Annotated in this window: 18 protein-coding genes; 7 read left to right on the top strand and 11 right to left on the bottom strand. The window is 38.5% G+C overall.

Translation table 11 applies throughout. The features are described from left to right. Window positions 1-384: 384 nt before the first annotated feature. On the top strand, window positions 385-630 hold the full coding sequence (locus ACXITR_RS02480; protein ID WP_457995649.1) for a hypothetical protein: 246 nt from the start codon (window positions 385-387) through the stop codon (window positions 628-630). A gap of 41 nt (window positions 631-671) precedes the next feature. Next, complete coding sequence (locus tag ACXITR_RS02475) at window positions 672-1,010, top strand: cupin domain-containing protein (RefSeq protein ID WP_457995648.1); 339 nt, start codon at window positions 672-674, stop codon at window positions 1,008-1,010. Between the two features lie 8 nt (window positions 1,011-1,018). Here ACXITR_RS02475 and ACXITR_RS02470 read toward each other — a convergent pair whose 3' ends face one another. After that, entirely contained in the window at window positions 1,019-1,393 is a 375-nt protein-coding gene (locus ACXITR_RS02470; RefSeq protein ID WP_457995647.1) for a group I truncated hemoglobin, read from the bottom strand. 160 nt (window positions 1,394-1,553) lie between these two features. Here ACXITR_RS02470 and ACXITR_RS02465 point away from each other — a divergent pair, with 160 nt between their 5' ends. Continuing rightward, window positions 1,554-1,781, top strand: a complete 228-nt coding sequence (locus ACXITR_RS02465; protein ID WP_457995646.1) for a hypothetical protein — start codon at window positions 1,554-1,556, stop codon at window positions 1,779-1,781. 69 nt (window positions 1,782-1,850) lie between these two features. Here ACXITR_RS02465 and ACXITR_RS02460 read toward each other — a convergent pair whose 3' ends face one another. From ACXITR_RS02460 to clpS, 3 genes are all read right to left on the bottom strand, one after another. Further along, window positions 1,851-3,089, bottom strand: coding sequence for an LL-diaminopimelate aminotransferase (locus ACXITR_RS02460; RefSeq protein WP_457995645.1), 1,239 nt, complete (start codon window positions 3,087-3,089; stop codon window positions 1,851-1,853). Window positions 3,090-3,235: 146 nt separating this feature from the next. Further along, window positions 3,236-3,523 (bottom strand): DUF2103 domain-containing protein, encoded by a 288-nt coding sequence (locus ACXITR_RS02455; RefSeq protein WP_457995644.1) that lies wholly within the window; start codon window positions 3,521-3,523, stop codon window positions 3,236-3,238. After that, window positions 3,520-3,825, bottom strand: a complete 306-nt coding sequence (gene clpS / locus ACXITR_RS02450; protein WP_457995643.1) for an ATP-dependent Clp protease adapter ClpS — start codon at window positions 3,823-3,825, stop codon at window positions 3,520-3,522. Before clpS ends, ACXITR_RS02455 begins: the two co-directional genes overlap by 4 nt. 232 nt (window positions 3,826-4,057) lie before the next feature. Between clpS and psbZ the strand changes: the two genes are divergently transcribed. After that, the gene (gene psbZ, locus ACXITR_RS02445; protein ID WP_069790382.1) at window positions 4,058-4,246 is read left to right on the top strand and encodes a photosystem II reaction center protein PsbZ; all 189 of its coding nucleotides are present in this window, start codon (window positions 4,058-4,060) and stop codon (window positions 4,244-4,246) included. Between the two features lie 137 nt (window positions 4,247-4,383). Next, entirely contained in the window at window positions 4,384-4,863 is a 480-nt protein-coding gene (gene ribH / locus ACXITR_RS02440; protein ID WP_457995642.1) for a 6,7-dimethyl-8-ribityllumazine synthase, read from the top strand. A 136-nt stretch (window positions 4,864-4,999) separates the two neighbouring features. Here the strand turns inward: ribH and cysH are convergent, their stop codons facing one another. Both cysH and ACXITR_RS02430 read right to left on the bottom strand, forming a co-directional pair. Then, window positions 5,000-5,758 (bottom strand): phosphoadenosine phosphosulfate reductase, encoded by a 759-nt coding sequence (gene cysH / locus ACXITR_RS02435; RefSeq protein ID WP_457995641.1) that lies wholly within the window; start codon window positions 5,756-5,758, stop codon window positions 5,000-5,002. A gap of 122 nt (window positions 5,759-5,880) precedes the next feature. After that, window positions 5,881-6,060: a hypothetical protein gene (locus tag ACXITR_RS02430; protein ID WP_457995640.1), complete on the bottom strand. Its 180-nt coding sequence runs from the start codon at window positions 6,058-6,060 to the stop codon at window positions 5,881-5,883. Window positions 6,061-6,395: 335 nt separating this feature from the next. On the opposite strand from ACXITR_RS02430, the gene ACXITR_RS02425 reads away from it, so the two are divergent. Next, window positions 6,396-7,151, top strand: a complete 756-nt coding sequence (locus ACXITR_RS02425) for an alpha/beta fold hydrolase (protein ID WP_457995639.1) — start codon at window positions 6,396-6,398, stop codon at window positions 7,149-7,151. Between the two features lie 59 nt (window positions 7,152-7,210). On the opposite strand, the gene ACXITR_RS02420 is transcribed toward ACXITR_RS02425, so the two are convergent. The 5 genes from ACXITR_RS02420 to lipA form a co-directional block, all read right to left on the bottom strand. After that, on the bottom strand, window positions 7,211-8,272 hold the full coding sequence (locus ACXITR_RS02420) for a mannose-1-phosphate guanylyltransferase (RefSeq protein WP_457995638.1): 1,062 nt from the start codon (window positions 8,270-8,272) through the stop codon (window positions 7,211-7,213). Between the two features lie 147 nt (window positions 8,273-8,419). After that, window positions 8,420-9,784 (bottom strand): MATE family efflux transporter, encoded by a 1,365-nt coding sequence (locus ACXITR_RS02415; protein ID WP_457995637.1) that lies wholly within the window; start codon window positions 9,782-9,784, stop codon window positions 8,420-8,422. Between the two features lie 29 nt (window positions 9,785-9,813). After that, the gene (locus ACXITR_RS02410) at window positions 9,814-10,179 is read right to left on the bottom strand and encodes a DUF5615 family PIN-like protein (protein WP_457995636.1); all 366 of its coding nucleotides are present in this window, start codon (window positions 10,177-10,179) and stop codon (window positions 9,814-9,816) included. Beyond that, complete coding sequence (locus ACXITR_RS02405; RefSeq protein WP_457995635.1) at window positions 10,179-10,406, bottom strand: DUF433 domain-containing protein; 228 nt, start codon at window positions 10,404-10,406, stop codon at window positions 10,179-10,181. The genes ACXITR_RS02410 and ACXITR_RS02405 overlap by 1 nt, the downstream gene beginning before the upstream one ends. 107 nt (window positions 10,407-10,513) lie before the next feature. Beyond that, the gene (gene lipA, locus ACXITR_RS02400) at window positions 10,514-11,395 is read right to left on the bottom strand and encodes a lipoyl synthase (RefSeq protein WP_457995634.1); all 882 of its coding nucleotides are present in this window, start codon (window positions 11,393-11,395) and stop codon (window positions 10,514-10,516) included. Between the two features lie 872 nt (window positions 11,396-12,267). Here lipA and mgtE point away from each other — a divergent pair. After that, window positions 12,268-13,635 (top strand): magnesium transporter, encoded by a 1,368-nt coding sequence (gene mgtE / locus ACXITR_RS02395; protein ID WP_457995633.1) that lies wholly within the window; start codon window positions 12,268-12,270, stop codon window positions 13,633-13,635. Window positions 13,636-13,669 lie beyond the last annotated feature (34 nt).

The raw sequence follows: 13,669 nt of genomic DNA, 5'->3' as shown, positions 1-13,669 counted from the left end.
TTTAGTGGCGGTCGGGCAGCCCGTCCAAGAAAAGGCTAGTGGAGATGGTCGCAGCGGGGGCGAGTTTACTCGTCTAGCCACGAATCTGTGAAGCTAGAATCCCCCGACATAATCTTTGATTTGTCGGTGGGAGTGTCAATATGAGCATATTTTTCTCGTAATTCAACACAGCAAAAAAGATAGTTTTTTATACTATATTTTGACTTCAATCATAACACTAAAACTGCAATCATAATTTTTTCTTATGTTAACTATGTTAATTTTTGATAACATTCTTTTATATTACTTAGATAGTTTGTATCATAATATACAGAAATGTTTTTAGTATATATTTGCTAAAAAAGGTTTCCATTAAAATTAATTTTTATTTTATGGAGTACAGCTATGTTGGTTAAATTAGCTACAGCAACAAATAAGGTTACAGAGGCAAAAAAATCTCTAACTACAGACTGGAATCCCTTATGTCACATCACCTATAATCGTGATTCATGGGTTAAGTTAAATCAAGCTCCTAATGATTACAGTCAAGAAGAAGCATTACTATTGTGCGAAGAAAAAGCAGGTACTTGGGTAAGTTGGGTTCCGGGTTACGGTGAGATTGTTTTGGATAAAAGTGAATTTTACTGCTAGATTGAGTTTTCTGAATTAATCATTAATTTTGACAAAATATTATGTCTATACTTGAGTTAAAATCTAGTTTCATTAACCTTGATCAACATATTGAATATCCTTCTGAAGGTGTTTTAAGTAAAGTTTTACTCAAGGATAAAAATTGTCAATATACATTATTTTGTTTAGCAAAAGGCACAGAAATTTCTGAACATACTTCCAGCCGTAACGCTACGGTTAATGTTATTGAAGGGGAAGGAATTTTAACTTTGGAAGGGGAAGACATTAAGCTGGAAAAAGGGGTTTTCGTGGTGATGCCTAGTAATGCACCCCACGCCCTAAATGCTAATCAAAATCTTTGTTTTTTATTAACTCTTTCGGCAACAAGAGATTCTGACTAGCTGAACTATTAACGGTTTAAAACATCGTTGCGATGTTCCACTGCACCAACAATGCTTACAACTTCATCAATATTTTGTTGAGATACATTTAATTCATGGAGGGTTTCTACAAGGTTTTGGGCGATCGCATCAAAATGAACATCGGTTAAGCCCATTTTTTCTACCAAATCTTTATGGGCATCCCTCATACTACGCCCCGTAAATTTATCTGTGCCACCGAAAGCATAAGTCATAAAAGCCTTTTGGTGGTTTTTTTGCTGTTTCATATCAGTATCAACAAAAAAGTGTTTTACTCTCTCATCATTCAATACCTTTTCGTAAAACATATCTACAGCTACATCTACGGCTTCTTTTCCGCCTAATTTTTCGTATAAAGTTTTCATTGTTGATCCTATATCAATGTTTCACTACATTTTCATTGTATGTCACCCATCAAGTACCCATGATCAAAGTGCCAATATATTTTAAAGTGTTAAGTTTTCCTGACATTTAATTACGATTTGGTATAATTTTATACAGAAACTATAAAGTAAGGTAAATGGTATGAATTGCACAACATGGGAACAAGAAGAAGCAAAAATCTATCTGCCAGGCACCCCAGTTCAATTTAAGCAAAATGGAGGGGAAATATATTATGTAGAGGAATATGAGCCGATGCTTGTACCTCCTGTCTGGTTAGAAAACTATCCCAAACCTTGCTATCCTGAAGAATTAAGAGTTTTATCAAACTTATTTTGTGTGTTGCCTCAAAAAAGTTTACAAGTGGCATAAAAACGAAAAAAGGACAAACCTTCTCAAAGAAAAGATTTGCCCCAATGGTTGTGACTATATTAGAAAAAATTAAGTGAAATTAAAAGTTGTGGTGATACGTTTCATCGCCTCGATAACGTTTTCACGGCTATTAAAAGCGCTAAGGCGGAAATAACCTTCCCCTGCGGCACCAAATCCAGAACCAGGAGTACCTACGATATGGACGTTGTGAAGAAGTTTGTCAAAGAAATCCCAACTAGATAAACCATCGGGAGTTTTTACCCACACATAGGGGGCATTCACGCCACCATAGACGGTTAAACCTGCTTTGGTTAATTCTTGGCGAATGATACTAGCATTTTCGAGGTAGAAATTGACTAACTCACTAATTTCGGCTTTTCCTTCGGGGGAATATACCGCTTCGGCACCTCTTTGCACGATATAGGATACGCCGTTAAACTTGGTGGATTGACGACGATTCCAAAGTTTCCATAGTTCTACTTCAGAGCCATCATTGGCTTGTCCTTTGAGGGTTTTGGGTACTACGGTAAAGGCGCAACGGGTTCCTGTGAATCCTGCATTTTTGGAAAAAGAACGAAATTCGATCGCACATTCCCTCGCCCCTTCAATCTCGAAGATAGAATGGGGTAAAGTGGGGTCAGTAATAAATGCCTCATAGGCAGCATCAAAAAGAATGATAGAGCCGTTTTCTCTGGCATAGTTTACCCACTGTTGTAAATATTCCTTGGTGGCGGTAGAGCCGGTGGGGTTGTTGGGGAAACAAAGGTAAATTAAATCTACGGGTTCGGCGGGGATTTCGGCGGTAAAATCATTATCGGCACTAATGGGGAGATAAACTAAACCTTCATATTCTCCCTTCTCGTTAGCATCTCCCGTGTGTCCTGCCATCACGTTAGTATCTACATAAACGGGATATACAGGGTCAGTAACTGCAATTTTGTTGTTTTTGCCAAAAATGTCTAAAATATTGCCACAGTCACACTTAGAACCATCGGAGATGAAGATTTCATCGGGGGATACATCACACCCACGGGCTTGGAAATCGTTTTCGGCAATTTTTTCCCTTAACCAGCCGTATCCTTGTTCAGGGCCATATCCTTTAAAGGAGGTGCGATCGCCCATATCTTCAATGGCCTTAGCCATGGCATCACGACAGGCTTGGGGTAAAGGTTCGGTGACATCTCCAATACCTAACTTAATAATATTCGCTTCAGGATTATCTTGAGCAAAAGCACTTACCCTTCTACCAATTTCAGGGAATAAGTAACCAGCCTTTAGTTTTAAATAATTATCGTTAATTGTTGCCATATATAAATAACTGTAAAGATCCTATAAGCTATCGTATCATCACGGATCCACCAAAGAAACAATTGACAATTGACAATTAACAATGGACAATTCTTTAACCTGTTGAGGATTGGTCAATAACAAAAAACTATTGCCTATTACCTCATTTAAAGAATATCCGCGATCGCACTTTCCAACTCATCCTGAGTCAAATCAGTAATAATAAAAACCTCCTGTACACTTTTCCCCTGACGGGCAATGAGCTTAAACCCCCCTCGAATCGGCACAGAAACCTTTAATTTTAGATGGGGAATGTGACTGCGCGATCGACTCAAAACCGCTGGGGTAATAGTGCGAACCCCCTCATATACCACCAACTTTTCCAAAATAGGAATCAAACCATCCAGATGGGTAGAATGATTCCAAACAATGCGTCCTTCCGACGACTTACTCATGATGCCTCCAATGGTGCCATGGTCAAACCCTCTCTCCTTAACTGTTGATGATATAACTCCGCCTGTTCCAAAGGTCCTGCCCAAACCATCGCCTGTCCTTGAAAATGTACCTGATTAGTCAAATTCCAAGCCAACTCCTCCGTCATCTTCGGAATATGACGCATCAAACAACTAGCCACATGATCAAAAGTATTAAAATCATCATCCAAAACGATAACCTTATAATTAGGGTAAGGTTTGCGGACAGTTTGGTCAGACTTTGTCGGAGTAACTATAGCATTTCCTAATACCATATCAGTCATAAAAGGTTATTAATATCAATATTTTTCTCAAAACTGAACTTTTTGTTTTACCCATTATATATTAACCTGAATGGCAAACATCCCATAATCATAACGGAGCAAAAATAGATTACCTTTAGCATCCCTAGAGCTTCAAATCCCCAAATGACTACCCAGAATGTCCCAAATTAGCATAAACTATTTGAAGAAAGTTTGTTTAGTAAAAAAATATATTCAAGGAGATTTAAAAAACATGGGAGCTATATTCCAATTACTCTTAACAGCATTGGTTCTTTTTTCCTTTATCATGATTGTTTATGTACCCGTTGCTTACGCCTCTCCCCAAAACTGGGAACAGTCTAAATCTATTCTCTATATCGGCTCTGGTTTGTGGATAGCCCTTGTCGTTGCCGTTGCCGTACTCAACTTTTTCGTGGTTTAAGTTCAAAACTTCTTAACAAAAATTAATATTTCTTCAAGAATTTCTGAACAGAGTAAACAATAATTTTTTTAATCAAAAAGGGCTTTTCTGTAAGCCCTATTATTTTCCTCACAATAAGTAATCTTTTATTTTTTAATATGGCAGTTTTTGAAGGTAATTTTACCCAAGACATCCCCAATCTTCGTTTTGCATTAGTTATCGGGCGTTTTAATGATTTAATTACCAGTAAATTATTAACAGCTTGTCAAGACTGTTTAAAAAGACATGGCATTGACGTAAACCCCGAAGGAGAACAGGTGGACTATGCTTGGGTACCAGGTAGTTTTGAAATTCCCCTAGTATCCCGTAAATTGGCAGAAACAAAAAAATATGATGCTATTATCTGCCTAGGGGCGGTAATCAGGGGTGATACTCCTCATTTTGACTATGTATCTAACGAAGTAGCCAAAGGGGTAGCATCTGCATCGGTACAAACAGGCATACCGATTATTTTCGGTGTTTTAACCACTGACACCATGCAACAAGCCTTAGAAAGGGCTGGAATAAAAAGTAATCACGGCTGGGGCTATGCCATGAATGCCATCGAAATGGCTACCCTCATGAAACAGTTTAAATAATTAGGCGATAGTACAAAGTAATTGAGTTGACTTCTACTAAGGTTATTTTAAGGTTGACAATGGTGGGTGATTATTGCCCACCCTACAAATCTGTTTTTTATCACCGTTGCCCATTGCTTGTTCCCTATTCCCTCATTTACAATTGACTAGAATCGAGACTTTGGGCTTCGTCATTACTAAGGGGTAAATGTAAACCACATTCTTGTTTAACCCCATGGAAACGAGTATCCCTTTCATCATCATCACTAGCACTTAATGGACGGCTAGAATGCCAATCTCCCACGGATACATAACCTTTATCAAAGTAGGGATGATAGGGCAAATCATGCTCTGTTAAATATTCGTAAATATCTCGGGAACTCCATTTCAAAATGGGTAGGATTTTATAATGTTCCCCTTGTTTATTGACATATTCCAACTGCTGACGAAATTTTGTTTGATTTTGTCTTAAACCTGCTAACCACGCTTCAGCTTTTAATTCTTTTAATGCCCTTTGCATGGGTTCTACTTTCCTGATGCGGTCATAAAGATTTAAAGACTCAACGCTTTTATCTTGCCAAATTTTTCCATAAAGGGCTTCCATTCTGGCAGGACTCATTTCTGATTGATAGACTTTGAGATTGAGGTTTAATCTGTTGCTTAATTCTTCGGCAAAAACGTAGGTTTCTTTGGGTAAATATCCTGTATCAATCCAGATTATCGATATATCGGGTACTACTTGGGTGACGAGATGTAACATTACCGCTGACTGTATCCCAAAGCTGGTACTCATTACCAGATGTTCCCCAAATTGTTGATTTGCCCAATCAACGATCGCCCCTGCGCTACAATCAATCAATTGACTATTAACGGAAACAAGATCTAAGGGGTTTCTGGCGGTAGATAATTGATACACAGGATATATAAATAACTTTTGTATTTCTGAACGGATGAATTATATTCTAGGTTTCCTACCTTGTATATGTCAACCAACGGAAAAAAAATCCCACTCTTTTGGATGGTGGGAAAATGAAAAAGCTAATACGCAAGGGTTTCTAAAGTAGAGCGTAAATATTCTTTCACCTGCTCATCGGTGTTTGAGGATACAGATTTTTTGTCCTGTTGCCACTGTTTAAAACCAGAGCTTTTTGCGATCGCCTTTTTGAGGTTATTCCAAATTTCTTGATTTTTGCCTAAACCAGTCGAAATAGTTGACATTGCCATAAATACCTATTCTCGTCTTAATAGTTGACTTATTCACAATATAACTTAATATTTATGTTTTTGATTGTAACTAATGTCACAGTTTCCTCAAAAGGTAAGAGGCAAGGGGCAAAAGATGATGGTTATTAACTACTTCACTCAAATATTCTCCCATGGGTAAAATATTTTAATGATAATTACTTGCAATAAAAAATAAAATAGGATAAGCTAAGTTTAGCTTTTATAAACAGAGAAGCTAAGTGAATCGGTTACTTGTTTTAGGCGAGATGATAGATCTTGCTTAAAACTTTTTTAAAATTGTAAATTCATTGTCATTATAATTGAGAATTATGTTCAAGCATCCTGATGTTTTATGGTTAAATACGAATACTTACTTCAAACGGTTTAACCTACCCATTATCAAATATCTATCCCGTCAACTGTCCATTGGACAATGGGAATATGAACAAAATCAGGATGAAGGGTGTTCCTTGGAAGGTGCGATCGCACTTTTAGACGACTACTTAACCATGGCAAAAAAACCAGTACACCTGATTGGTCATAGTACAGGAGGATTACTAGGCTTATTATATGCTCGTCAACATCCAGAGAAAATAAAATCCCTAACCCTTTTAGGAGTAGGAGTAAACCCCAGTAAAGATTGGGTAGAGTATTATTATAATCTGCTCAAAAATTTTCCCTGTAGTCGAGAAATTATCTTAACTCGTCTATCTCACCATCTTTTCCATTACCAAAACCATTACTACCAAAAAGCATTCATTAACATCCTCGATAAAGCCCTGACATACTCCCTATCTCCCCATAGTCTCTATCAAACCTCAGACATCCTCAAAGGAGGAATTGACAAGCCCTTGATGGTGTGTGGCAGTGCAGAAGATGCTATTATTCCTAGCCACGACATTGAGCAATGGCAACCCCACCTAAAAAAAGAAGACTATCTCTGCTTAGTCAATCAAGGAAGTCATTTTTTTCACTACCTATCTCCTCAATGTGCAGGGCAACAAATCCTTAAATTTTTGAACACTACCTCACAAAATGCCATCAAGGAAAATAACGCTTTTATGGGAGAAAGTGTCAGAGGATAGTCAAGATAAAAAAGTCTAAATAGAATGAGCATCCTAGAGGTAAAACTACGAATATATACTTATAAAAAATCTTGAGAATTATCTTTAGTTTGCAATAATTTTAAGGCTTTCTTAATATCTTGAGTTTGATGTTTATTGACTATCAAAGTAGCATTACCATCCCTCACAATTACCACATCCTCTAATCCTATGGTTATAATTATTTCATTTTCTTCGGTACTATAGATAATAGAATTTTTAGTCTGATAATTGATACTATCGGTATTAGTAATATTCTCATCAGTTTTTGATAACAACCTTTCAAGGGCATTCCAATCTCCTAAGTCATCCCAAGGAAAATCGGCAGGTAATACATAGGCAGAAGCAGTTTTTTCCATCAAAGCATAATCAATGCTAATTTTCTCTAACTCAAGATAACCCTGCGCACCTTTTTCTTGCAGAGGTTTAAATATTTCTGGGGCAAATTTTGCCAATTCCTGCAATACAAAATCAACCTCAAAAATAAACATCCCACTATTCCAACTGTAATCCCCCGTAGCGATGAATTTAGAGGCAGTTTCTTGATCTGGTTTTTCAGTAAAACGGGTTACTTTGTACACAGGTAAATTATTTATTTCCTCCTCCTTATCCCCCTGCTGAATATAGCCATAGCCCGTAGAAGGATAGTTAGGAGTAATACCGAGGGTGACGATCGCCCTTTGGCTCTTTGCAAACTCGATACCTGCTAAAATAGTTTTGATGAAACCCTCTGGGGAATTAATCCAATGGTCGGCGGGAAAAAAACCTGCGATCGCACTTCCCCCAAAACGTCGTTGTATCTCCAAACTAGCCCAAGTAACGGCGGGGGCAGTATCTTTGCCCTCTGGCTCAACTAAAATATTTTCTGAAGGTAAAAGAGGTAGTTGTTGCCTAACATTTTCCGCCACCAAAGCCGAGGTAATCACCATCAAATTATCCCAACCATCCACCAAAGGTAAAAGACGGTTAGCCGTAGCCTGTAAAAGACTGATACCAGTGCCATCAAGACATAAAAACTGTTTCGGGCGCTGACGACGACTCAATGGCCAAAAACGCTCACCTTTTCCCCCTGCCAAAATTACGGGAATAAATTTTGATTTCATGTTTATCAAAAACTAAATTAATTAATAATACTAAATCTTATAGTAATAATATATTAATCGTGGCGGGGAAGAGGGAACGGGGAACAGGCAACAGTTAATAATGGTTTACTGTCAATTCTCAATTATCCATTATCCATTATCCATTATTCATTGCTTTCCTGCTAAAGTTTGAAATCGCCACACAAAAACCACAGAGGCAATTACCACCCCAATCAAAAGTCCTAACCACAAGCCCACAGCCCCTAAATTTAACCCGAAGGCGAACCAATAAGCACAAGTTAAGCCAATACACCAGTAAAAAAGGAAACTCAAAACCATCGGTATATGGGTATCTTGTAAACCTTGCAACGCCCCATAGGCAATTTTTTGAACTCCATCAAAGATATGGGCGATCGCCGCTACCCGTAGAATAGATACTGCAAGGGATACAATAGGCGCATTTTCTGGCTCAAGCACATTAATATATAACCCCACAATTTGCTGAGGGAATACCAACAACAAAATTACTACAAAAATACTCCATAAAGTTCCCACCGTAACACTAACTAACCCTGCTTGACGGATTCCCCGCATATTCTCTTGTCCAACCCATTTACCCACCCTTGCCGTGGCAGCAAACGACATACCCAATGGCACCATATAAATGATATTCATGGTTTGAAAAACAATTTGATGGGCTGCCAACCCATTAGTACCAAATTCTGCCATCAGATAGCTTACGACTGTATATACCCCCACCTCAAGGGTTGTAAATACTCCGATGGGTAGCCCTATTTTCAACAACTTCCAGAGTTTTTTGGGTTTTAACTGATGGAGATTTGCAAAGAAATGATAGTCTTTGAAATGATGACTAACAGAAAGATAGACGATTAAAGCACCAAACATCCCCCACCATGCGAGGGTAGAAGCTAAAGCCAATCCTGCCAACTCTAAGCGAGGAAAACCCCATACACCAAACCCTAAAACATAGTTACCTAAGATATTTAACCCTGTGGCAATGGTTACAATCCAAAAAATAGGACGAGCTTGGGATAGGGCAGAAACCACCCCCCGTAACATAGCAAAGCCCAAAGCAGGAAACAATCCCCATAACATAATATCAAGGTATGTACTAGCTAATTCTACGGTGGTTACATCTAATCCTAATGCACCCCCTAAACTATCAAAATGGGCGGTAGCCACCATAATAGGAATAGATAGAAGTAATGATAACCATAATCCTTGTCGGGTCAATTGTTCGATTTCATTTTTATTACCTGCACCATAGGCGTTTGCCACTAGAGGGGTAACACCCATGACAATGCCACTGGTGGCTATCATAATGGAGAAAAAGGTAATGGAGGCTAACGCACCCGCTGCTAAAATCTCGCTTCCCAAGTGTCCCATCATCACGGTATCGGTGAATCCTGTAGTCAACTGTGCCACCTGAGCGCTGGCTAGAGGTACGGCTAGTTTTAAGAATGCCCCGATTTCTGTACGAATGCCCAATTTCTGAGTATTGGGAATGGTCATGTTTTAAAAAACTCCATTATCCTTTATTGTTATTTTAAAGGTAGGATGTTTGCTTTTACCTTTGCTTGGTTGATAGTAATTAAAGCCCCCATCATTAACTCTGATTCAAATTGTTTGAGAGCATTTAAAACTAATTCTCCTAGTTTGTCGGGAAAAACATTTTGGGTTCTCACTTGAATTACACTAGGTTTATTAGCTTTTGTTACAGCAAGGAGTGAACCAAAATCCAAATCATGGGTAAAAACGACATAATCATTATGAACAGCCCATGTCATAATTTCTGTATCTTTTGCTCTGGGATTGCCTACCTGTGTCCAGTGTAATGCTTCATAGCCTCCTTGATAAAACACTGGCAACCAATCAGGAGATAAATTCATATCGATGATAATTTTCATTACACAATCAGAGCAACCTCTTTTTCTTCACTACGCCATGAAGCATAAGCTAAGGCTTGATAAATATCTTCTTTTTCTAGGTAAGGATAGGCTTTTAGGATGTCAGACGGTGTATATCCTTCTGCCATTAAGCCTACAATGGTTCCTACTGTAACACGCATCCCACGGATACAAGGTTTACCGCCCATAACTTGAGGATCTAATGTAATTCTGTCTAAGTTTGTCATAAAAAACACATTTAAAAATAAAAAATTACATATGCTACAGTGAAATAATACTGTTCCACCATTGTCAATTACCTTCACGATTCCATTTTGTTAAACAGCCTAATTATCTATTCCCCTGCATGGTATGAACTACGTACCAAGGGGCCACTACGAACATGACTAAAACCCATTGTAAGGGCGATCGCCCCTAACTCGTCAAATTCTTCGGGAGTCCAATATTTTTCCACGGGTAAATGAGCCAACGACGGACGCATATATTGACCGATGGTAATGCGATCGCACTTTATGCCCCTCAAATCCTGTAAAGTAGAAATAATTTCCTCCTTCGTTTCCCCCAAACCCAACATTAAACCAGACTTCGTAGGAATCGTATTATCAAACTCCTTCACCAACTGCAAAACCCGTAACGAGCGCTCATACTTACCCCCCCGACGCACAGGATTCTGTAACCGTGGCACCGTTTCCACATTGTGATTATAACAAGCAGGTTTAGCTCTCACCACCGTAGCCACCCTAAGCGCCTGTTGATTTTGAGCATCTTTTCCCGTACCAAAATCAGGAGTCAACACCTCAATTTGTGTAGTGGGATTAACCCTTCTCACCTCATCTATTACCCTCACAAACCAACTAGCCCCCCCATCAGGCAAATCATCCCGTGCCACCGAAGTCAACACCACATAACGCAACCCTAATAATTTTACCGCTTCCGCCACCTTTTTCGGCTCATCAGGATCAAGATTCATGGGTGCTTCTCCCTTATCTACCTGACAAAAAGCACAACTGCGGGTGCATATATGCCCCATTAACAAAAAAGTAGCCGTACCATTGCCATAGCATTCTCCCCGATTAGGACAACGTCCTTCCTCACATATAGTATGAATTTCCCTTTGTTTAACAATTTTTTGCACCCGAGAAATTTCCGATGCCTTACCGATGGGGGCTTTTAACCAACTAGGTAAAGGTGTAGGAGATGATACCTTTGAAGTCATAAGTTTCCAGAAAACTACAAATTTGTTGCGCATTATTCTAGTCAAATGGTAACACATTCAAAGATTTTAGTCCTTAAGGCAATCTTTAGGGATAAAAAAAGCTCATAATTTTAGTCAATATTAATGATTAGCAAATAAAAAAATTAACCCTTATAATTGAACAACAATTCCTAGTATTTCATATGCTATGAAGAAAATCATAAACTTTTACTATTTATTAAATAAATCTTGACAAAAAAAATAATATCTGTTACATTTGCTTGTGGTGATTGTACTCAATCCCATCGGAAATTTATTAAATAATTAAAGAAAATATTAAGTATATGGATTCTTCTGGTAGTAGTAGCCAAATCGTAACGGTGAAATCTATGACAGTAGAGGAAGATCCTGACCCTAGCGGACACGGTACTTGGTAGTTGATTGGTAGAATATAATATATCTTTTTGATAAGGTTATTTCTCTAGTCACTACTAAAGAAAGTGGCTTAAAGGGAAAGAGATTAACCTTTAATAATTGTTTTGGGAAATAGTTGTTAGCTATTTATCCCTAATTTCGCTTTGTATTTTTTTATTCTTTTATGGATAGATAATGATATACTGCTGTGCATTTTTATAGAAAACTTAGATTGCTCGTAGTTCTCCGTAAATTTAAAGGGAAATTAATCTAAAAATTTTAAGTTCTGACTAATAATTTAGGACTGCTAGATAATTTTTTGTAGGTTTTAAATATTTTTTCATAAAAATATCACAGTACAAAGTGAGGGGTAAGGTATCGGCATATTTTGGTGCAACAAATTCCTAGATAATTCATTATTTAATATTTTCTCTTATCTATTTATCAAACAAAAAAATGATTATGGAAAGAGGTAAAAAATGCGTAATTTACTCAAAGATTTATTGGAACCCTATGCCTTAGAAGCGGCAAAAAAAGAGGCAAATAGTTTTCCCCCTGCCGAATTAGTTCAACTATTAATGGATATTGAACCCGAAAAAAGGGTGTTAGCATTTCGTTTACTCGAAAAAAACAAAGCGGCGCAGGTATTTGAATATTTACGTCCTGAAGATCAAGCAGGATTGACTCAAATGATGGAAAGCCCAGAGGTTATGGGGTTAGTTGAAGGGTTAGAAGCCGATGAGCGAGTAAGACTTTTTGATGAATTACCTGCCAAGGTAGTTAAGCGGTTGATTGCCAATTTACCCACCCAAGAACGGGAAACGGTTAATATTTTGTTGGGTTATCCCGAAGGCAGTGTCGGCAGAATTACCAATTTACGGATCATTTCGGTAAAGACTAGGGCAACGGTAGCTCAGGCTCTGGATTTGGTCAAAAATTCTGATTTGGATGATAACCAGTTAGAAATGATTTTTGTGATCGATAATGAGCGACATTATCAGGGCTATGTGCGTACTGTTAATTTAATTAAAAGTAATCCCACGGCTTTGATAGTGGATGTTTTGGAAAATAATACCGTTGCAGTGATGACGGGCGATCGCACCTCAGAAGCAGTCAGACTCTTAGGAGAAGTGAACCTTCCAGCCATTCCCGTAGTAGATAGCGAAGGGCGCTTGGTAGGAGACATTACCTTTGATGATGTCATCGACTTAGTAGAAGAAGAAGCAGACGAAACCGCCCTTGCTCAGGCGGGGGTAGTGAACCTCTTGGGTAGAGATGAAGCATGGAGTGATACCTTAGTCAAAGGTTCAGCTTTTTCCTCCGTACGCATCCGCATTGCCTTTCTCTTGATTACCCTTGTAGGGGGCTTTTTAGTAGGTGGTATCATCGAAACCTTTGAGGAAGTATTAGAAGAAATCCCGGCGGCGGCGGTATTTATTCCCCTGGTGATGGACATGGGGGGTAACGTTGGAACCCAGTCAACTACGGCTTTTGCTAGGGGTTTAGCATGGGAACAAATTAACCTCAATCGTTACTTTCTCTACATTTTCCGAGAAGCCCGCATCGGTATCTTAATGGGACTGATTTTAGGAAGTGTATCAGGTATTGTGGCTTATTTTTGGCAGGGTATTCCCAACGAAATCCCTCAATTGGGCATGGTGGTAGGAATTTCCCTCGCTTTGGTGGTGACTTTGGGGGCGATGTTGGGTTCTATTTTACCTTGGGTGATGTTGAAATTAGGGTTTGATCATGGCCCAGGTGCTGATCCCCTCATTACCACTATTAAAGACTTTGTCGGACTGTGGATTTATTTTTCTTTAGCCACTTGGTTGATAGGAATAGCTTAAGTGAAAGGCAAAAAACAGTTTCAAGAAACATTAT

It is taken from the genome of Cyanobacterium sp., from assembly GCF_054166785.1.
Note: the sequence above shows the minus strand (reverse complement) of the source record. Positions and strands in the feature narration are given on the sequence as shown.